Raw genomic sequence first — 21,095 nt, forward strand, 5'->3', positions numbered from 1 at the left:
AGTTGACCGCAGGTCCCCCCCACACAGGTGGCGTTAGCGGTCAGCGTCTCACCGACCACCGGATTGCCGGTCACGACGACCGTGGTGCCGGTGGTCAGGGTCAGGGTGACCCGTTTGCCGGTGTCCTTACCATTCACTTTCAGGCCCACCGTCAACGGTGATGCAGCCTGTAGGCCGGTGAACGTGGCGGTGTACACACCCGGGTGGGATGCATCATCCTGCACTGCACCGAACGTGTACTGGGTGCTGTCCACGCCGCTGTCGGCCAGGAACAACGTCAGTCGGTCTTTTTCACCGCTGACCGGGTGCAGGCTGCCATCGGCCGCTTTACTCATCAGCGTCAGCGTTAATGTGGCCTGGTCAGTCCCGTTCGCCACCAGGGTGGTTTTATCGGTGACCAGGGCGGTTTCGGCCAGAGAGAAGTCTGCCGCCGTGTCTTCCAGCAGGACCGTGGCCTTCGCTAAAGGTGCCCCAGCCACCTGGGCGTCCAGAGCATACTGCCCGGCTTGCGTGCCGGCCGTCAGGGTGGCGGTGTAGACCCCTTGACCGGTCTCTTTCAACGCAGAGAGCGTAGGACCGGTCTGCGCAACCGCCGCGTTCTGTTTCAGCGTGCCGCCGTGGACAAGGGTGCTGTCGGCGGTCAGGGTGCCCGTGAGCGCAATCTGGTCGGTCATCCCGATAACCGGGTGACCATCCGCATCCTTCAGCGTGACGGTGACGATGGTCTGGGCTTTTCCGTCAGCCAGCAGACGGGTATCTGTCGCAATCAGGGTTGATTGACCGGCACTGACCTGGGGCTCGGTCATCACCACCTGCATTTCTGCCCGCTCGGAAGCATGACCTTTCGTGTCGTGTGCCACGGCACTGACCAGCCAGGCATTCGCTTCCCCGACTTTCCAGGTTGGCAGGGTCAATTGCCACTGCGTACCCTGCCCGGAGAGCTTCCCGCCGGCCATCACCAGGTCGGCATCATCCCAGACAATGTCCTTCAGGCCGTATTTGGTCTGGACGTTCAGTGTCACCGGGATAACCTGCTGGGTACGGCCTTCTACGCGGGTCGGAAGACTCAGGTGAATAACCTCCTGTTTGCGGTATTCAAGAATAATGTTGTTGTTACGGTCAATCAGGTCATAACGGCTGCCCGCCAGGCTGCGCTGGGCTGCCACGGTGCCGGTATCGAGCTGTTTGGCCAGAGATTCACCAATGCGGTAATTCAGCTCGGCCTTGAACTGGGTGTCATGCTGGCCATTCTGACCGAAACGTTCATCGGCGCCCAACGTCAGCAACGGGAACGGGGTGTAACTCACCCCGGCAGTCAGGGCCCGCGGGTTCTTCTGACGGTTTTCTTTCCCGAACAGGGCTACCTCGTCCCCGTAGTACTGCTCATACATCATTCGGGTACCCAGTTGCGGATACGACGGCAGATAGCCTTCGGCGCGCACATCCCAGCCGTTGGCTGGACGCTCATCGTAGTCCTCCACATCCGGGGAATTTTTCCAGCCCGTCAGTCCGATGTAGGCGTTGGCAGACAGTTTAAGATTGTCCCGCCAGTACTCAGCCCCGAGGCCGGCCCGGGCGTGGTCGCGGGACAGGTCGTAGTCGAGGAAGGTGTTGGCCCCGAGCATGTCATGGTCGCGGAAATGGCGGACCCCGATACCGAGGTTGGCCTGGGTCCGTCCATCGGTACGGTGAATGCCGCTCTGGCTGAAGACCATGTTGGCTGGGGTGTCATACCAGGGGTGCAACAACGTAAGCTGAGAGCTCTTGAGGGAAAAGTTCTTGTCCACATTGAGCTGTACCTGGGCGGTGCCGAACTTGTTGAGCCAGGTCTGCACCTCTTCATTAGCCTTGTTGGTTGCCATACCCAAGGCCAGCGAGGCGGCCGCGTCGCCGTCGGGGTGCTGACTGAGGAAACTGCCGGTCTGCGAGGCCACGCCCGCCAGCATCTGCGCGGTGTTTTCTGCGTCACTCAGCGCTTGTGCTGGGACGAGAATTTCATCACCCTCTCCCACGGCACGAAATCCTTTGGCGAAGGTGCGACTTTGGTTGAGCTGTGACAGGGCAGAGAAAGACAGGCCATACCGTGTGGCGACGGTGTAGGCGGACTCACCGCGTTTGAGGCGGTAAGGTACGGTTTTCAGTGGAGCTGTCGCATTCTTTGTTACCGGTGCAGTCATGGCTGCCATGGCCGGTGTAAATGAAACAGACAGCGGGAAAATGGCCTGAATGGCAATATTTGCCCAAACTATTTTCTTGAACGGTGTACCCCCCATTTTTTTATCGAGGGGCTGGTGTTGAAGTATTTTCATAAAAGTGCCCTGATCCAACACACCCAAGCGTGTTTTATTTAATTAAGGTGGTGAATAACAACGAGGAATAAAGGATGAAGTTTTATTTATTCCTCGTTGTTATTTTGAAGATTTTAGTCTCCATCAAAAAACATTCTCTAATAAACGGGATAAATAAAAGGCACGCATCATCATAGATGATACATTAATCACTCAGTGAATAAATAGGCTATCGACTGCCAATATAAAAGATGGAATTTAATAGCCAAATACTGATTACGCACTCAATCGTAAAAGCCTTTTTGATGGAAAATAATTTAAGTGTGAGTTGTTTATTAGTCATCTGTTGTTGTGTCTTTTTTATCTGTAGCCAAATTCTGTGAGCCCATTCTAATGTGTGAAAAACACTTTTAACAACACTCAGAATTTATCTGTGAAAAAACAAAAAAAACCTACCATTCAAAGAAATAAGAGATGTAACCAGAAAAATTCTGAACGGCATAATCATTTCATTACGATATAAAAAACCAGTAAAAAACTCTACTTCATCATACGGTAACTGTAATCGTTGCCAACAACTTGCGGGCTCATACTGCTTTACACCTACGTGTTGGAGGCTATATATTTTATTCATTCAACCACATCAGTCGTTTCCGTTGGGTTCTCCGCCATAACAATAATTTGATTGATACTGTATCTTCATTTAGAAATCGCATTATTATGAAATTCTGCTTATTATCATTGAGATATCGATGTGATTATATCCTCTGGAGGAACGTATGGTGTTAATAGCACCCAATAATAAACGCACTCATTAAATATCTTCTGCTGGTATCAAATAATTTCATTATCTAACTGTATGGATAGAAAATTAACTATGATGAATACTAACAGATAAAATTTAAATAAAAAATGAGACATTTGTAGGAATGTTCTTTATTTTACTAATTTTCGATTTAATTAAAATTAACAATATGATACAAGTTACCCTATTTATTAAATATAAATAATAACAAAATATCAACATCAAATTTTATTTCCCCGTGAGTATACAACATAAATATCGGTATTCACCTTACATCTTAAGGTAAGTTTAAGGGGTATTTACGGTCTATTTTTGGGATAGGAACAACTAACGGGAATTTATGGTAATTATGGCTGGCTACTGAAGGTTTTCCGACGCCATAATAGCGTCGTTTTCAGTATCCGGTTTGAGAAGCTCACTCAGCAAGACTGGCCCAGTTCGTTCACCCAACTCTTTTATATCTAGCATATTTTCGATAACCATAAACCGTACCGCTTTCAAGCCAAAGTTGTTTAATGAAGCTTGTCAGACGCTCATATTGCCGAGCACGCAAAGATTGAAGCTTCTACAGCCACTGGCAATGACCGCTGAAATGGAGACCAAGAACCAGATACAAAGGGCGTGCAATATAAAAAGGGCGTGCAATATAAAAAGACTTAATGAAGGCGGATTTTAGCCTGACATTCTTGCAAAATATGTGCCTGTTAGATTCAATTGATCGCTGCAACACCCATGTTAAACGGAGGATTATTGAATGAAACATACAAGACTATTTGGTAAATGAAAAAAATTTCGATTTCTCAATCCTTCCTCACTATCCTCACTTAGTTTGAAAGTTCATGTGCTGAACTCCCCTTCTGGTAACATTAAGACTCATTGAGTACCGATTAAGATCCTTTTGGTTTTTGCGTTAAAGCCCCAAATTATCCAAGATTAGATAGTGACAAAGATATGCGCATAATCTTTGGTTGGAGTCGGTAATGAGAGCGAGTACTGTTGGTAAAAAACGTAATACAAACGTGTACTTAAACGCTGATTTAATTGATCAGACCAAAGCGCTTGACCTGAATTTGTCGGCAACGCTGAATCAGGCACTTGAGTTGGCTGTTAAGGAACGTCAACGGGACCGCTGGCTGGCTGACAATCGTGCGGGTCTTGAGGCACTAAATGGTTTTGTGGACGAAAATGGACTGTTCTCTGACGACAATGAATTTGGGGTATTGTAGTGGCGCAATTTTTTGTCTACAAAAACACGGCCAGAAATAATCAAACATATCCCTACTTTATTGATATTCAATCTGATTTTCTAAACTACCTCAGTACCCGACTGGTCATTCCTTTGGCCCGTAAGCAACCAATAAACTCACAAGTGAAGGTGTTGTCACCTATCTTAACAGTAGATCAAGCAGACTATGTGGTTATGACAAGTTTACTAACTACCACAGATGTTAAAAAATTGAGTTCAGATCACCCGGCTATGGATGCACATCATCTGCGTGACGAACTGGTTGCAGCTTAAGACTGTCTTCTCATTAAATTATTTCTTTTCCTTTTGGATCCTTTTCGGTTTTTGAGGTAAAGCCCCGAATTATACCCGACTTATCCACTGTTTCTGTGGATAACGCTATATCTTGTGTTTTATATATCTAATTCATACACTATAGCGTGCCAAATGGCATAGGGTCACGGCATGACGGGCGTCTGTTGTGGCCCTTTCTTGTTTTCTTTCCTCGGTATTTAATCCATTATAGAAAAATAACCGAATGATCCCGGATCCGATCGGGGAATTATTGCGCTCGGATGAACGTGACTTTTACGGCACAATGAGAGTGACCCTGGGCAATAGTGAGGGTGTGTTGTCACATATCGGGTTATTAGCCTGATGATCGCGGAGATTGAAAACTTGAGCCTTATCCCCCACGAAACGGAAAACTTTTCGCGTAGCGCGATCGGTAGCTATTTTGACTGGCAAGGCGCGGCCGAACTGCGCAACATGGCGCTCCGTGCTAACCTTGGCACGCCGGCATACCTGTTAGCACCGGAAGTGTCGGTGCTACTTGGGTATTTTGCTGACTTACATCAACGGTTGCTGATGGAAACGCTGTGGAATACCGGGGCTAGAATTAATGAAGCCCTGTCCATCACCCCGGCCGATATTGAGCTGGAGGGAGGCCGTCCTTTTATTGTGCTGCGGACACTCAAGCAGCGCCGGCGTAAGCCGGGCCGGCCCACAAAAGTGGAGCAAGTTCAGGGATTTGACCGGGCTATCCCGTTATCGGACCAAACTTATACGCTGCGTTTGCGGGAATATCTGGCCACCTTCAAACCCAAACGGCATGAACCGCTGTGGCCGATCACCGATGACACAGCGCGTAACTGGCTCACCCGCGCGGTGGACAGTGCCCAACGTGACGGGCTTGTGTTTCGGGTGAATCCGGTAACCACCAAAACTTTCCGGCACAGCTATGCCATGCACCTGATCCAACACAGTGTGCCCTTGAAAGTGGTTCAAGCCTTTATGGGTCATAAAGAACTGAAGAGTACTGAAGTGTATACCAAAGTCTTTACCCTTGAGGTAGGCCAACAGTTTGGGGTGCGATTCAGCATGAACGCTGATGATGCACGACGACTGATCAGCACTATTCCCGTGAGCAGTGAAGAGATATTTAGGCCAATCCCTATCGACGTTCGCAAAGAAAATCTAAAATAAAATAGTTTACTTACTGATTAATAAGGGAATGATACTTAATACTTAATACTTAATACTTAATACTTAATACTTAATACTTAATAGATAATAATTCATACTTATGATGTAATGCGAATAATTTTAAAAGCATGGGATGGATGATGATCACAATTATCGGTTGTAACAAAGGTGGTGCAGCCAAGACTACGACTGCCATCAATATCGCTATTGGTCTGGCACTGCGCGGTGAAGATGTTTGCCTGGTCGATGCTGATGTTCAGCGCTCCGCCTCTCGTTGGTATGCCGAGCGGGAACTCTCGGGACTGAAACCGACCATCACATTGATTGAGAAACGTGACAATATCTCTCAAACGCTAAAAAGTCTGGATAATAGATTTGGTCAAGTTATCGTCGATGTCGCTGGTCGTAACAGCCGGGAACTGATCACCGGTGGTACCGTGGCGCATCAAATCATCGCGCCTCATCAGTGTTCCCAATTGGATCTGGATACGTTGATGGAGCTTCAGCAGCAACTGGAGAGTATGCGAGATTTGAATCCCGAATTGAAAGCCTGGTGTTACCAAACCATGGCGACAACCAATCCCTTGATACGGGGGACGGAACGTAATGAGTTTCTTGAGTATGTGAAAGAGTTCGATGGGCTGGTTCCTCTGAGTAGTGTCGGGTGTTACCGAAAAATTTATCGTGATGTGATGTCAGATGGACGTTCAGTGCTGGAGACCGACAATGATAATGCAAAAGTAGAAATCATGGCTTTGTTGCAGGAGGTTTTTTGATGGCACTTAAAAAGCCGCAGTTGCGCAAAGAGGTGACGGAAGCTGACGCTGAAGCTTTGGCCAACAAGTTGGCTGATCGCCCGTATGGTGAAAATAAAAAGCCCTCCTTACAACCTGAAACGCTGGCCAGAACCACCATATCATTACCTGAAGGTTTGTTGCGCGAACTTGAAGATAGGGCCTTGACCAACAAGCGTGCGGGAATAGCACCTAAAAATGTCAGCGCATTGGTCCGAGAAGCGCTAGAGTCGTATTTGAAAATCAACTAAGTTAGTTGAGTGCGCGAAACTAGTCTTTTATGCGAAATTTTTATTACCCATCTATTGAGTGAATAATGTGACAATCCACCCTCAATCTCGTGAGCAATGTGTGACATATTGCCTTGAGTCAAGAGATTAACTCAAGACTGTGACAAATTGCCTTCATTTCGGTAAATTTACTGCTCTTTCATGGGAAATATTTTTCATGGGAGAGTGTAGAGGGTAATTTGTCACGGTTGGCGCCTTTGCTAAGGGCTAATTGTCACACTTCAGTGTAGGAGAATACTATGTGTGTCGTCATGCGGCCTGATTTTTTCTCAATATAATCAAGGCTTATTGGCGTTCGTCTATTGATTTCTTCAACAATAGGATTGAGAAATCTGCGTCTGAAATCAGGCATTCGGGTATAGCTCTGTGGCAATTGATAACGTTCAATCATCCATTTAACCCCCAGAATAGCGACTCCCGTGCCATCGCTTCTTCTGTATTGACACAGTGACTCATAGAGTCGCATAGCATAGGGACTAGTGATCTCTTTTGTTTCACCGAGCCGAAATTGAGTGAACCGATTTTGTAAGCCAATAAAGAAAGGAATGAGATAAGGGTTCAAATGGACACTGTAAACACCTCGTGCCGGGCTGTGCGCACGCTTAATAAACCAGGGATAGGACTCATAGCCTTTCTCATCTCCTAAATCTTCCTCGGGCCGATAAAACGTGACCTCTTTACCAACAAAGTTCTTCAGTGCATGACGAATATCTTTGCTGGCTTCTGCTGATGTTAAATTGAATATCTCAGCGTATTTTGACACGGCAATCTCACAGATGCCGTTATGTTGTTCAATCCCTTGCACACTGTCCACTTTTCGGATTTGATCAACAAAGAGATAAAGCATGCGTTTCTGATCACGAGACAGGCTGTATGCGGCTTCGGTCAACTCATTAGATTGAACGATACGTTGGCCAACTTTACGGGGCTTATCTTTAAATTCAGGTGGCATATCCATTTTTATCCCTGTAATAACTGTGACATGTTTTAATGTTGTCACTGGTGCAACGATCTGTCAAATGCCTGTGCATAAAGTCTATTTTTAAGGGCAATATGTCACAGATTTAAGGGCAATATGTCACGGTTTAACCGTATTTTGAGGGTGATATGTCACACAATGGGGGTGATATGTCACACTGAGTCCGCGGAGAGGCCCGTGGTATAAGGCTTGGGAGTACCTCTAAAAAGGTTTAAAAAGGATCTTAAAAAAGATCTATTAAAAATATGTGGTGTATATGTGTATAACTCAAGACATCAAATTCAAATAATGATGTCGCTATCCGACTTTGTCGGATACTCCTTTCTTATTAGCTTCGCTGTTATGCTTCCTCCCTCCGGCTTTGCCTACGGGCAATACAACCCTACTATTTTCCAATCACCAAATATATTTTTATAAAATTTTGTAAAAATTACAAAAACCTAAAAGCCATCTGTACATACTAACTTACAGCCCCCTAAGTGCCGCCAGCATACTGACGGCACTAAGTCCCCGATACATCGCGGCAAAGCCGCGCTAACGGGGTTAAAGGGCTTATCTCTATACTTTCATTGCCAGTAAGGCCGCAAAGCTTAGCAGGGCGAAGGGGGTATTAGGATCTTTGATGATCTTTTACCGGCTTACGCCGGGTTTCGGCGGTTTACTTTCCGTAGTATATGAAATTCCTGAAAACCGCCTTCCATGTGCTACGCACATAAAAACTGAACATTGAGAAATGTTGCTTGTGGTGAAGGTGAAATTCTTCGAAAGAAGATAAATTGTGCCGCAGTTTTCCCGATAGTCAAATGTATCAATAATTAAGTATTTTCACTACATTTTGTATGTGTTGAAAACATTTTACTGGTTTTATATCGCATATTTATATCTTTTCACAGGTAGGAACTTTTATTTTAATTCAGTGTTATATTTGAATTATGGCTAATTTTTACCAATCACCAGATTAATTCTTAAAGTTGTTATATATGTACATTACACTAGAATACCTACCAAATTGAATTTGGCCATAGTTCAAACACTACGCCCATATGGATTGTTTCCGGTTTGTACTCGATCATATCCTCTGGATATATTATATACGGTCAAAAACATCGTTCTAGGGCACTCGATATGAATAAAAATTCGAGAGGACATCAGCTTTTTCATTTAAAATGAATAATAATTGTTATTCTGAAAACCACATATCATTCTAATTGGATAAAATATGTTTACAATGCCCTGTATTCAGTTGGATATGTTTATGTTGCATTATGGAGAGTAATCCTTTGGCCCTCTCACGACCTATCAATACACGATTTATTGTATTTCTCTCTCTTATTATCATCAATGGTGTATATTTTGTTTTCGGAAAATATCTGATTGATGAGCGATATGCTTTTTCACAACAGACTCAAGAAGTTATCAATAAAACAATTCCAGGCCTTAACTTGTCACAACAGTTGGTTTTTAATCTCACAGAAATTCGCCGGCTTCAATTAAGAGCTGTAATCTACCAAGATACTTTATCTGATGAGCAGTACACACAAAAAGAAAAAGCACTGACAAAAAAAAATGATGATATCTTTATCCAGTATGAAAAGTTGATTGAATCACCTGAAGAAATGGTCTTATTCACTAGACTGAAGGAGAATTGGCGGGCTTATTTATCAATGTCTCAGATTGCAACAAACCTGCTTGTAAAGGGTGAGAAGGAAAAAGGCAGGGACGTATTGTTACAAAGTGCGTTAACTTACTTGGTTGCTTTTGAAAGGGATAATCAAGAACTTATTGGGATTAACAATAGCTACATTGCTTCTTTCAGTTTGGGGATTGTATCCACTGAGGCTCAAACGCTGAAATGGTTTTACATCATTATGGTTATAAATTGGTTGTTCCAAGCGATCCTTCTGATTGTCTTATCAAAGCAATATCAAACCAACACAAAAGCAATCAGTGATGCCAATATTGACCCACTCACTAATCTCTTTAATCGTAGAAAGATTTTATCCGAGTGGAACAGATTATCTCCTACAGACAGTAAAGTGATAATCATAGGAGATATCGATCATTTTAAACATGTTAATGATACCTATGGACATAATGTTGGTGACTTCATTCTCATTGAGGTTGCTAAATTGTTACAGCAAGGAAGTCGTGGTACCGACTTAGTTGCCCGTGTCGGTGGGGAAGAGTTTGCAATCATTGCTAACAACACCACGTTGGAAGAGGCATTTATCATGGTTGAGCGAATAAGAAAAACAATCGAGTGTACCCCCTTTATTTACCATTCAGGGGCAGTGATAAATATAACAATATCATTCGGGCTCAGTCTCTGTGTCAACAACGATAGTTCTTTTGAGCATGCGCTATCTCTTGCAGATAAAAAACTTTATCAATCCAAGAATGAAGGGAGGAATAAGACGTCGTATTAATGAGTCTAATTAACCCTCACCCATTATTATACAGAACGGCATTAGGATGAGTTATCTAGCTTGAGTCTTTTTGATTGTTCCCAGTATGCTGGGTAAAATTGTCCTGATCTTGTAAATGGGCCATTTATCGTAAAAAGGCCGGCCACTATATATCCTCAGTTGATATTTGTAATAGCGCAAAAAAGCAGCATAGATTGAGCTAAGCTTAATAAACTGATTATCGTGTCAACTGTATGGGTGTTTAAAGGAAGTAAAACACAAAATTTATCCTTCAGATCGTTAACTGGATCGTATTTGTCATAGGAGGATTAATTGAGTGTAGTGAGTTAATTCGGCAGCTATGCACATACATTATAAGGAGTCTGACATGCGAAAAACAGGCGATATAGACAGAGCCATGTTGGCAAGACAACTTCCAAACAGAGCTGTAGCACTGATTCTTGCCGGTGGCCGCGGTACGCGCCTTAAAGATCTCACATCGGTCAGGGCCAAACCTGCAGTCCATTTTGGTGGGAAATACCGGATTATCGATTTCGCATTATCTAATTGCCTAAATTCAGGTATTCGTCGTATCGGGGTTATTACTCAATATCAATCCCATACTCTGGTACAACATATTCAACATGGTTGGTCATTTCTTAGCGAAGAAATGAATGAGTTTGTTGATTTATTACCCGCGCAACAGCGTCAAGGGAGAGAACACTGGTATACGGGTACAGCCGACGCTGTTTTCCAAAATTTGGATATTATCCGACGCTATAAAGCTGCATATATAGTGATTTTAGCCGGGGATCATATTTATAAAATGGATTACTCGCGAATGCTGTTAGACCATGTGGATAGCGGTGCTGCTTGTACCGTAGCCTGTATTGAGGTGCCCAAAGAAGAAGCAACAGCTTTTGGCGTGATGGAGGTATCCAAAGACTTGCAGGTGAAAATGTTCTGGGAGAAACCAGCAACTCCCCCAGTATTGCCTGATAAACCCGATCGAAGCTTGGCGAGTATGGGGATCTATGTCTTTAATGCTGATTTTTTGTTCGATTTACTCACCAATGACCATGCCGATGAGAACAGCAGCCACGATTTTGGTAAAGATATTTTACCAAAAATCACCGAACAAGGTCATGTATGGGCACATCCATTCTCACACTCATGTGTTTCTACCTCACCTGATGCATCTGACTATTGGCGTGATGTAGGAACGTTGGAGGCTTATTGGCAAGCTAACCTCGATCAGGCTGCTATTACTCCTGAGCTGGATATGTATGACCCTCACTGGCCAATTAGAACCTATGCAGAACCGCTCCCTCCTGCAAAGTTTGTTCAAGATCGGTCAGGTCGTCACGGGATGACTACGAATACTTTAGTTTCCGGTGGTTGTGTTATCTCCGGTTCGGTAGTGATCAATTCAGTACTATTTTCCCGGGTGCGGGTTAATTCATTCTGTAATATTGACTCTTGCGTTTTACTTCCTGATGTGGAAATTGGTCGCTCATGTCGTTTACATAGCTGCGTTATTGATCGTGCCTGTAAGATCCCTGAAAGTATGGTTATTGGTGAAAATGCAGATGATGACGCACGCCGATTCTATCGCTCAGAAAATGGAATTGTGTTAGTTACCCGTGAGATGTTGGCGAGGTTATAAGTCAATATTCCCCTCTTGGATGGGCTAGAAGGGGGAAATAGGATCTTGGTATTTGTGATAGTTAACTTTGAAGTAATGTTTATCACACAGGAGAATACTTCCCCATGAGCAGAGATAAACCCCTTAAATATATTGCAATAGCCTCCCTCTTTATGGTTGAGCTAACCTTGCCATTAGAGGCCGCAGCGGCCAGTTTTGACTGCAAGTTGGCTGTTCTTGCAGATGAAAAAGCTATTTGTGCAGACCCTGCGTTGAGCGAAAAGGATGTGCAAATGACTACAACATATAATTTGCTCAAAGGACTGTTATTAATGGGGGCTCGTGGTGCGTTACAGGATGAACAGGGCGAGTGGCTAAAAAAACGACAGCAATGTGGTGCAAATCATACTTGTCTATTGCAATTATATGACCGACGGATTCAGACCCTTATGGATGCATACAACAATATTGCCCGAACCATTAATTCCGATTAGGGATACTTCTGACTCCCTGCCCTACTTTGTTTAAGATTAGATTTTTGCTGAAAATAAACCACCGATAAATCTGGCCTACAGGCTGAATAAGGCATTTTTACACCAGTCGGTTAGCAGTTGTAATGTGATCTAACCCTTGATGGGCTTACCACCGGTAAGTGGTGTTTCGATATATAGCGCACGAACTCAAACTGAGAGATCTATCATTTCATTTCTGGATTAAATTCTATACCAGTTAGGTCAGCGATATATGTCAGCGTAGGAGGCCAGTACGCGGGTCGCCGAGGGGAATAGGTGGGCTCTGTTGATCTTGGCGTGTTTGTTCTCGTCGCCAACGACGTACGCAAGGTACCGTCAATCGAAAGAGGCGGCAACAGATATGCTTAACCTACAAAATTATCGCGCCACATCTCGACTCTACCTGTTATCTGAGCAGACCCCATTATCTAGGCGGGTTATTTGGAACTATTTTTATTATTGGAACATAATCACTAAGTGGCTATCTTGATATCCAGACTAAAAAAGGAACTGACTGATGAGTGAGTTGTATACAAGGCCTGTTTTAATGTCAGACATTTCATTTTTCATGAGCGAATGTGAAGACAGCGCCAGAAACGGACATTTACTTCAGGAGATCCTTATTCCGAAAGGAAATAAGGTTTTTGAAAAGCAGATCCGGCAGGTCATCAAAATGAATAATTCTGATCAATACACAGGCCATTTCATTCTTATTCTAGTCCGTCAATCTGATGATATGAACGTGGGTTTCCTGTGGCTATGTGCCTCGCAGGATTTGGCAGGCAGATCATGTGTAGAAATAAGGGTTATCAATATTATCAAGTCAATGCGTGGCCAAGGATGTGGTACCTTGCTTCTTACCGTCGCCATTAGGGAATACAGACACCATGTTATAACCGCAAAATGTTATCCCAAGTCATTTCAGATGTCCGGAATACTCAAGAGACGGGGATTTGAAATTATGGGGACCTCTGAGAGAGGGTCAGAGTTCCTCTGCTTGGAACCAAAATAAGAGACTGATGTGAGTCCCCCGATGTCGCTGGGCATTAGGTTTTTAAAATGAATAGTGAAACTGTATGTAGGGGAAACTCTGCTATTGGTCGCCTGGAGGTGGGGTGGCCTCATCCATGTGTGCCGAACGGGACGACCTTCGAGGTCACAGACGGATTCCCCAGCACCGGATTTATCGGGGTAGAATTTACCTTGGAAGTAGCAGGAGTGGCGGCTGACTATACGTAAATGGCATATGCTTCGAGCAGGATGAAATTTGTATATATCTTTGTATTGCTACTTTGAGTGAAAAACTAACTGGCACATCAAAATGGATAGTCTTATAATGAATGTAAGATTATGTCTTACATGAGGTGTTTATGGCCAGGACAATGACAGTAGATGTTGGTGAGGAGCTTCGCGACTTCATCGATTCGCTGGTTAGCGCAGGTGATTATAGAACTCAAAGCGAAGTGCTCCGTGATGCTTTGCGTTTATTGCGTGAAAAGCAGGCTGAGTCCCATTTGCAATCATTACGGGACTTGTTGGCTGAAGGGGTGAGTAGTGGCATTCCAGAAACATGGAGTAAAGATGTATTCCTACAGCGAATAAAGGAAAGGGTTAATCTGAATGAAAGAGATTAATCTGACACCGAAAGCAATTGATGATTTGGAAAATATTTGGCTTTATGGTCAGGTACAATTTGGTGTAGCCAAGGCGGATGAATATGTCGCTCGCTTTTCTGAAATATTTGATATTTTGGCCAGACATGAGATTGGTACACAACGACCTGAGTTAGGTGAAAATATTTATTCACTCCCTATTGAGAAGCATGTGATTTTTTTCGTTCCTTCAGAGTCTTCTATCACTGTAATTCGTATTCTTAATCAATCACAAGATGTAAATCGTCACATTTCTTGGCGATAGAACTCCAGCCTAGGTACAAGGGCAGGACTATGCCCTGCCTTCTTATGGTCAAAAACCAAGCCAACCAATACCGCCAGCTACGGAAACGTCATATCAAGCCGGGTAGGCGTAAGGATTCATACGTAAATGTGTAATATCGCGCTCTAGCCCTTGCCACATCTACGCTGTCAAAATTTAGCGTCACGCTACTGGCTGTATCAATATATGAGTTTATGGTTTCCAATATGGAAGTAATGAGCTGCCAGGGCTATCGACTACAAGGGCTACACTTTGTTTTGCCCTTGTGACTGCGACATAAAAACTTGCTGCGGGTCCTGGCTCCAGAGGAGCGCCAGTTTGAATGAACTTGAGAATGCCTGCAGTAGGTACGATGAGTACCCGCTCATGTGTTGAACCCTTGGATATTTTAAAATTCATGAAGTTAAGATGAAACTCTTTGCCTGAACTAGCTGTACTCCGCAAACACTGAGGTTGATATTTTGCTACATAATCGGCAACGTACCTTTTAGGCACAAGGAATACACCATCATGATCTGTGACTATCTCGTTCCTTGAGTCAGTTGCAGGAAACAACCAGCTTTTATCAAAAATAGTGTCAGAAAATGCAGCAATACTGGGATGGCAACGCCATGTCGTAGCACTCTCTGTAATATTTATTAATCCTTTTTCTTGGCGTTCACGAAACCAGGTTATTATTTCCGCATAAGCGTATCTTTTATTTTTTGAGCTCCGTGGATTAGTCGAGAGTACAGATTGGCGAATATCGCCAACCATTCGAATATCAACCGATGAGCGAAGACACACATCGATTATATCCCAATCATGACTGCTGAGATCTTGCACTTCGTCGATCAAAATTTCATCGTATATACATTCCAATCGATGTATTAACGCTCCTCCACTTTCTGAAATAAGTTCGTAAGCAAGACGACCAAGCTCACATGCATATACTGCTCCGCTTGAATCTAAAAACCGGTTAACTCCTTTAGCCATCATATTTGGCCTACCATCAAAGTTGAACCCAAGAACGCGTTTACTCGGAAATTTAAATGGTAGAAAAGGTTTGGCAAAATGGCGAAGTAGGAATGTATACCAACCCATTACTTCAATTCCAGCATGATCACCAACAGAGTTCGCCAGACGGCGGCTTAACTCATCTTGGTTTGTTTTAGTATATGTCACCACCAAAGCTCGTCGATTTTTTGGCAAACAGGTGCAATGATCAACTATTCCTTGAGTTTTACGAGAACCTGCAACAGCAAGTGTTAAATGGTTAGCCATGAATAAACCTTGCAGCATTTTTCATATAATCTGGTGGTGTAATGCTTTGAGAAGCACTTGCAATGCGAAGTGCTGTTTCCGTTTTTTCCCGATTCATCCATTTTGTTAAATCTGCAGATTGAGTTATTCCCAAAATTGCCCGAATGCTAGCTTCACTATTGTGGTGTACCAGCTGAGGTTCAAGGGTTGTCCCACTTTCCACGCTGCCAATAAAAAGCTCTCTTCGCCCCGTAGCAAGCCAATTTTCTACTGGCTCACGTAATAAAATAGGGTCAATGCCGTCATTATCTCGGAGAACTACCACGTTTTTGTCGAGCGCTGCGCATAATTCTAAACAACGACCTAAAGATAAGCCTCGCATACTAATAACATCAACACCAAACTCCATTGGGCGCTTTCCATATAGGTCCTGAAAAATTCTTTCAAATATAATCTCATCAGAGGGACCCTCGACGAGGACAACTTTATTTGCCAATGCCATTCTGAGAGTGTCATATCCCGGAAGCTTCTGAAAATATGATACTGTATCAGGATCTAGCTCTGATATTTTACTCACAGAGTCGCGCCCAATAAGTAGCAGGGAACCTAGCCCTAGTCTATTGAGTACAAAGGTGCTGTGAGTTGTGATGAATAATTGTTGTTGTTCACCTGCTAGAGTTTCTAGGCGAGACAAAAGAGTCGTCAGACTTGTATGAGAAAGGTGATTTTCAGGTTCTTCAATCATCACAAAATTTGCCTGCCCTGAGTGACGACTCATTGCTAGTGATATCTTAATTGATGCCTGTTGACCCTGCCCTGACATTGAGAATGGGACGTTATTGACATGTGGAGTAACGGCCGCTTCCCATGAAGTTCGCGAACTTTGATCCATTGCTAAGGCAATTGACTGATCATATAAAGATGCATGTAGTGTACCTATGCGTTTGTTTACATCCGCTAGCGCAGTATCGGACATTGATGCTTTTACTTCTCGATATAAAAGAGAGATTGAGGCTTTCTCGGCAGGTTCAAGGTGATCACTAAGGATCTGGCGGAGATGAAAGTCGATACCAGATGACGAGCGGACTGTTCGGGAGTCAATTATCGCAGTCACAAGTTGTTTTGGCCGATTGGTGAGCTTCTTGTCTGCAAAAGAACGCCAGTCCACAGAGTAATATTCAACTGGAAGTAATGGCGAAGGGTTTTTCATCCATTCATCTAATTCGTCAGCGTATTCGGGGTTAGGAATAATATTTAACGACACACCAGGACAAGCATTTGTTGGCACATCACTGTTAATTGCCCCACACAACATCTGTAATTCAGGTCTATTCTCAAAGAAAAGTTCAATACGAATTTCAGGTAAAGCTACACGTTGACCGCAAGCACGCTTATGTAAAAACTCTGAAATTAAGTTAGTATTAAACCAGTATGAATTGAGTTCTTCGGATGCACTCCGCCCATTAACTCTCCCTGTTAACGCAAGAGTAATGGCTTCCATGAGTGTTGACTTTCCAGCTTCGTTTCCCCCTACAATAATATTCATTTTTGGATTAGGCGTTAGCATGAGTTCTTTATAGATCCGATAGCCATGTATTTTTATCTTTGTTATCATCAAAAACCACCCTTTAAATTAACGATATTAGAGTCCGCTATTTTTTATTAATATATTTTCAACTTTTTCTCGTTCTCGTTCTCGTTTGACTATTGCCATCACAGTATTTTTACTCAAGTCTAACTGCCGCCCAATTTGTCTGTAGGAACAACCTTCAGCTATAAGAGCTAATACTTTAGGGGTTAGCTTCTCTGATTTTATCCGCTGCCCAGGCCTTCGCCCAAAAATGACTCCTCTGGCTTGCGCTGCCTGGATACCAGACCGGACACGCTCCCTCAGTAAATCCCGTTCAAATTCGGCAAAACCTGACATCAGGGTAGCAATCAGCTTCCCCTGTGGAGTGGATAAATCAAACTGTAAACCTGTTTGGGCAATAAGTCCGACGCCCCAAGATTGCAGGTCATTCAGTGTATGAAACAAATCCAGCGTCGAGCGACTCCATCGGGTTAGTTCCGTCACCAGAACCAGGTCAATTTTTCTAGCCTGCGCCAGATTTAAAATTTTTTGGCGTTGCTGGCGATCGCTTTTACTGCCGGACGCAGTTTCTTTCCAGATACCGGCAATGGTATAGCCAGCTTTACCGGCCAGTGCGAGCAACTCTCTTTCCTGACGTTGACAATCCTGATCGTCCGTCGACACACGGCAATATATCGCTGCAATTTGTCCCAATTGAACCTCCCTCACAAAACTGGCCTGCAGCCCGCATTCCAGCGTGACAGAATGGCGGTACTTTTATAGTTTACTTTAAATGATACACGGAAGGCCCTTTTCGACAAGGAGTCAAAAAACGTGCAACCCCACGATACGGCATACCCCAGGTTTAAAAGTCGCCTGACAGCCTCAGAGCTGGAACGGTTTTATACGCCAACTGAAGATGAACTGGCATTTTGTGCCACGGCGGCACGGGCACCCACAACGCGGCTGGGTTTTGTCGTTTTGCTGAAAACGTTTCAACGGCTCGGCTATTTTGTTTTGTCCAGCCAGGTTCCTGAGCCCGTCATCAAACATATCGCACAGTCTATCGGGCGCAATGCCGACTTCAAAAATTTGCACCGCTACGATAAATCGGAAGCCCGGCGAAAGCATGTCGGCACAATACGTCGCTTTCTTGATTTAAATCCGTTCTCCATAACAGGAAAAATGCTACTCCTGAACACATTCAGAGACGCTGCGCTGATTAAAGAAGATGTCGCAGATATTATCAATGTGGGCATTGAAGTGCTGATACGCCACCGTTATGAATTACCCGCCTTTGATTCTCTGGTACGGACGGCCCGCTCAGCGCGAGCGGAAGCTAATCAGGCACTGTATTTACGAGAGCAGACAGCCGTGGGTGAAGAGGGTGCCGCTTTTCTTGACGATCTATTTGTCGTCGGGGACGATCCCTGGCGGGTGAGTGCCTGGAATGATCTGAAGCAAGACCCGGCCAGACCTACCGTATATGGTATGAGGGATTTGCTGGCTCGCTTTAAACTTTTAACTGACCTGGCGGGTTACAACCGGGCGCTTAAAACCCTCCCCGTCGTCAAAATCAGCCAGTGGGCGCTGGAAGGCAATGCACTCGATGCGGCCAGTATGGCAGACCTGGTGCCTGCAAGACGGTATGCGATAACACTCGCGGTGATCCAGCAACGTCTAGGTGTGGTAACGGATGACTTATGCGATATTTTCTGTAAACAAATGAATAAGGTATCCCGCGCAGCAGAGGCTGAATTACAACAGTATCTTGATGATAATCAGGGCAAAACCGACGAGATCCTCCGCCGCTATGCTTTGCTTAACTCAATACTTCATTCAACTGAATCTGCAGGTAATCAGTTAAAGATAATTCGTGAAACGGTATCTTCCCGCCCTGATTTGTATGAGTTTTCCCGTCTTCATATTGAGTTTGGCGGCAAGAACGAATGCCGGTTTATGCTGAAAGCGTTCGGTCAGCGCCGGGCTGAATTATTACGTATCCTGTCTACGTTGAATTTTGTCTCAACCAGTCAAGATACGAGCTTCGAACGGGCTCTGGCATTGATGCTGTCGCAACGTCGGTGCCGAAGCGAGTGGATCACGCTAAAAAAAGGAACTGAAAGCGATCTCAGTTTATCTGACCTTTCGTGGGTTCCTGATAAATGGTGGAAATTAATCACGGGCGATCAGCAAAGAAAAGCACCTGAACAGCTTTCCCGCCGGCAATTTGAGGTTTGTGTCTGTACACAAATGGTCCGCGAATTGAAATCAGGTGATCTATGCGTGACCGGCGCGAACGTTTACTCCGACTATCGTGATGAACTGGTCCCTCTGCCGGAATGTGTTGAAACACGGGATACCTATGGTCAGGAAGTGGGTTTGCCTCTTGAAACCAACGCCTTCATTGACCATGTTCGGGATCTATTGACCACTGCGGCTCAAAAGGCAGATGATTTGTATCCAGATAATCTCTTTTTCCAGATTATTAATGGTCGCCCCAGGTTGGCTACGTTGAAGAAAAAGCCCCTTCCTGATGGGTTTAAGGCGTTGGATGCCGCTGTTGGAAAAAAACTGAATAAACTAGGGCTGTCTTTGCTGGATATCATGTCTGATACGACCCAGTGGCTTCACTGGGATAAACATATTGGCCCACTGAGCGGACATAAGGGAAAATTAAAAAAATCGACGCGCAGAAAAATCATCACAACCTTTGCTTATGCCACAGGCCTTGGTCCGATGCAGACTTCCCGCACTATCGCCGATATCAGCGCCCGGCAAATTTCGTTTGTTGACCAGCGGCAGGTGACCACGGAAAAGCTAGAAGCGGCCACAGTTGATATAATTAATGGTTATAATAAGTTCCAGTTGCCCCGGTATTGGGGAGAGACAAAACGGGCGGCCGCTGATGGAACTCAGTGGGATCTGTATGAAAATAACCTGTTATCCGAACGACATATTCGTTACGGAGGTTATGGTGGCCTTGCTTATTATCACGTCAGTGATACTTATATTGCCTTATTTTCGCATTTTATTCCGTGTGGTGCGTGGGAAGCGATCTATATTCTGGATGGACTCACCCAAAATAAGTCAGATATTCAGCCCGAAATTTTACACGGTGATACGCAGGCGCAGAGCGCCCCCGTTTACGGACTGGCCTTCCTGTTAGGCATTAAACTGATGCCCAGAGTCAGGAACTGGAAAGACCTTAAATGGTTTAAAGCTACTCCCGATGAAATTTATCAGCATATTGAAACGCTGTTCAGTAAAGAGGCCATAGACTGGGCACTTATCTCCTGCCACTTACCCGATATGTTGCAAGTTGCGCAATCCATCAGGGCGGGGCGGCTTTCACCTTCAACTATTTTGCGAAAACTGGGTACCGCCAGTCGGAAAAACAAGCTGTACTTTGCATTTCGCGAACTAGGTCGGGTGATAAGAACGCTGTTTCTGCTGGATATATTGGCGATGAAGAACTGCGCCGTATCATTCAGGCTGCGCAAAATAAATGTGAAGGTTTTAACCAGTTCACTCAATGGGTTCATTTTGGGGCCGACAAAATCACGAATAACGTACGGGACGAACAACTGAAGGTAATAAAATATAATCATCTGGTCGCTAACCTAGTGATTTTTCACAATTGTCAGGCGCTAACCCAGGCCCTGAAGGAACTGGAAGCTGAGAGGATGATTTTAACTCCTGAGATTCTAGCCAGGTTCAGCCCGTACCGCACGCATCATATCAATCGATTTGGTTTATCCGAGGTCAAAGAACGTCATCCCCCGCCCGCAAACTATGACGTTAAATTCTGACAGAGCAGATGTGTCAAGGCTTGGCGGGCGATCTTACGCATTTACGCACGAATCCTTACGCTTAGCCAAGCCCGTTCTAGGCAACATCTACATTTAAATGTAGTGGCC

At 44.5% G+C, this 21,095-nt stretch carries 16 protein-coding genes and 2 pseudogenes; 12 read left to right on the top strand and 6 right to left on the bottom strand.

The features are described 5' to 3' along the window. A partial coding sequence (locus QSV56_RS17645; RefSeq protein WP_301213033.1) for an inverse autotransporter beta domain-containing protein occupies positions 1–2,309 on the bottom strand: 2,309 nt, incomplete at its 3' end. A 1,097-nt stretch (positions 2,310–3,406) separates the two neighbouring features. Next, positions 3,407–3,796: pseudogene (locus tag QSV56_RS17650) on the bottom strand (IS3 family transposase); the annotation flags it as partial. A 277-nt stretch (positions 3,797–4,073) separates the two neighbouring features. Between QSV56_RS17650 and QSV56_RS17655 the strand changes: the two are divergent. From QSV56_RS17655 to QSV56_RS17675, 5 genes are all read left to right on the top strand, one after another. Beyond that, the gene (locus QSV56_RS17655; protein ID WP_301213035.1) at positions 4,074–4,319 is read left to right on the top strand and encodes a type II toxin-antitoxin system CcdA family antitoxin; all 246 of its coding nucleotides are present in this window, start codon (positions 4,074–4,076) and stop codon (positions 4,317–4,319) included. Further along, positions 4,319–4,612 carry a CcdB family protein gene (locus QSV56_RS17660; RefSeq protein ID WP_301213037.1) on the top strand — a complete coding sequence of 98 codons (294 nt, stop codon included), beginning with the start codon at positions 4,319–4,321 and terminating at the stop codon, positions 4,610–4,612. The genes QSV56_RS17655 and QSV56_RS17660 overlap by 1 nt, the downstream gene beginning before the upstream one ends. Before the next feature lie 384 nt (positions 4,613–4,996). Beyond that, positions 4,997–5,803: a tyrosine-type recombinase/integrase gene (locus QSV56_RS17665; RefSeq protein WP_301213039.1), complete on the top strand. Its 807-nt coding sequence runs from the start codon at positions 4,997–4,999 to the stop codon at positions 5,801–5,803. Positions 5,804–5,943: 140 nt separating this feature from the next. Next, positions 5,944–6,579, top strand: a complete 636-nt coding sequence (locus tag QSV56_RS17670) for an AAA family ATPase (RefSeq protein ID WP_301213041.1) — start codon at positions 5,944–5,946, stop codon at positions 6,577–6,579. Next, positions 6,579–6,848 carry a hypothetical protein gene (locus QSV56_RS17675; RefSeq protein ID WP_301213043.1) on the top strand — a complete coding sequence of 90 codons (270 nt, stop codon included), beginning with the start codon at positions 6,579–6,581 and terminating at the stop codon, positions 6,846–6,848. The genes QSV56_RS17670 and QSV56_RS17675 overlap by 1 nt, the downstream gene beginning before the upstream one ends. Positions 6,849–7,101: 253 nt before the next feature. Here QSV56_RS17675 and repE read toward each other — a convergent pair whose 3' ends face one another. Continuing rightward, a complete protein-coding gene (gene repE, locus QSV56_RS17680) occupies positions 7,102–7,845 on the bottom strand; it encodes a replication initiation protein RepE (protein ID WP_301213046.1) in 744 nt (247 codons plus the stop codon). Between the two features lie 1,286 nt (positions 7,846–9,131). Between repE and QSV56_RS17685 the strand changes: the two genes are divergently transcribed. The 6 genes from QSV56_RS17685 (at position 9,132) to QSV56_RS17710 (ending at position 14,345) form a co-directional block, all read left to right on the top strand. After that, complete coding sequence (locus tag QSV56_RS17685; RefSeq protein ID WP_301213048.1) at positions 9,132–10,292, top strand: diguanylate cyclase; 1,161 nt, start codon at positions 9,132–9,134, stop codon at positions 10,290–10,292. Positions 10,293–10,659: 367 nt separating this feature from the next. After that, a complete protein-coding gene (gene glgC / locus QSV56_RS17690) occupies positions 10,660–11,937 on the top strand; it encodes a glucose-1-phosphate adenylyltransferase (RefSeq protein WP_301213050.1) in 1,278 nt (425 codons plus the stop codon). Between the two features lie 152 nt (positions 11,938–12,089). Next, a complete protein-coding gene (locus QSV56_RS17695; protein ID WP_301213191.1) occupies positions 12,090–12,410 on the top strand; it encodes a lysozyme inhibitor LprI family protein in 321 nt (106 codons plus the stop codon). Positions 12,411–12,945: 535 nt separating this feature from the next. Continuing rightward, positions 12,946–13,440 carry a GNAT family N-acetyltransferase gene (locus QSV56_RS17700; protein ID WP_301213052.1) on the top strand — a complete coding sequence of 165 codons (495 nt, stop codon included), beginning with the start codon at positions 12,946–12,948 and terminating at the stop codon, positions 13,438–13,440. A gap of 358 nt (positions 13,441–13,798) precedes the next feature. Further along, positions 13,799–14,062, top strand: a complete 264-nt coding sequence (locus tag QSV56_RS17705) for a type II toxin-antitoxin system ParD family antitoxin (protein WP_301213054.1) — start codon at positions 13,799–13,801, stop codon at positions 14,060–14,062. Further along, the gene (locus tag QSV56_RS17710) at positions 14,049–14,345 is read left to right on the top strand and encodes a type II toxin-antitoxin system RelE/ParE family toxin (protein WP_108088331.1); all 297 of its coding nucleotides are present in this window, start codon (positions 14,049–14,051) and stop codon (positions 14,343–14,345) included. The genes QSV56_RS17705 and QSV56_RS17710 overlap by 14 nt, the downstream gene beginning before the upstream one ends. A gap of 210 nt (positions 14,346–14,555) precedes the next feature. On the opposite strand, the gene QSV56_RS17715 is transcribed toward QSV56_RS17710, so the two are convergent. Genes QSV56_RS17715 through QSV56_RS17725 form a run of 3 tightly spaced genes read right to left on the bottom strand, consistent with a single transcriptional unit; the run spans position 14,556 to position 17,904 of the window. Then, positions 14,556–15,626 carry a UvrD-helicase domain-containing protein gene (locus tag QSV56_RS17715; protein WP_301213057.1) on the bottom strand — a complete coding sequence of 357 codons (1,071 nt, stop codon included), beginning with the start codon at positions 15,624–15,626 and terminating at the stop codon, positions 14,556–14,558. Further along, positions 15,619–17,220 (bottom strand): ATP-dependent endonuclease, encoded by a 1,602-nt coding sequence (locus QSV56_RS17720; protein WP_301213059.1) that lies wholly within the window; start codon positions 17,218–17,220, stop codon positions 15,619–15,621. The genes QSV56_RS17715 and QSV56_RS17720 overlap by 8 nt, the downstream gene beginning before the upstream one ends. Positions 17,221–17,247: 27 nt before the next feature. Beyond that, positions 17,248–17,904, bottom strand: a complete 657-nt coding sequence (locus tag QSV56_RS17725; RefSeq protein ID WP_301213061.1) for a recombinase family protein — start codon at positions 17,902–17,904, stop codon at positions 17,248–17,250. A 105-nt stretch (positions 17,905–18,009) separates the two neighbouring features. On the opposite strand from QSV56_RS17725, the pseudogene QSV56_RS17730 reads away from it, so the two are divergent. After that, a pseudogene (locus tag QSV56_RS17730) lies at positions 18,010–20,987 on the top strand (Tn3 family transposase). Positions 20,988–21,095 lie beyond the last annotated feature (108 nt).

This window comes from Yersinia sp. 22-579, from assembly GCF_030433455.1.
Classification (GTDB): Bacteria; Pseudomonadota; Gammaproteobacteria; order Enterobacterales; family Enterobacteriaceae; genus Yersinia; species Yersinia enterocolitica.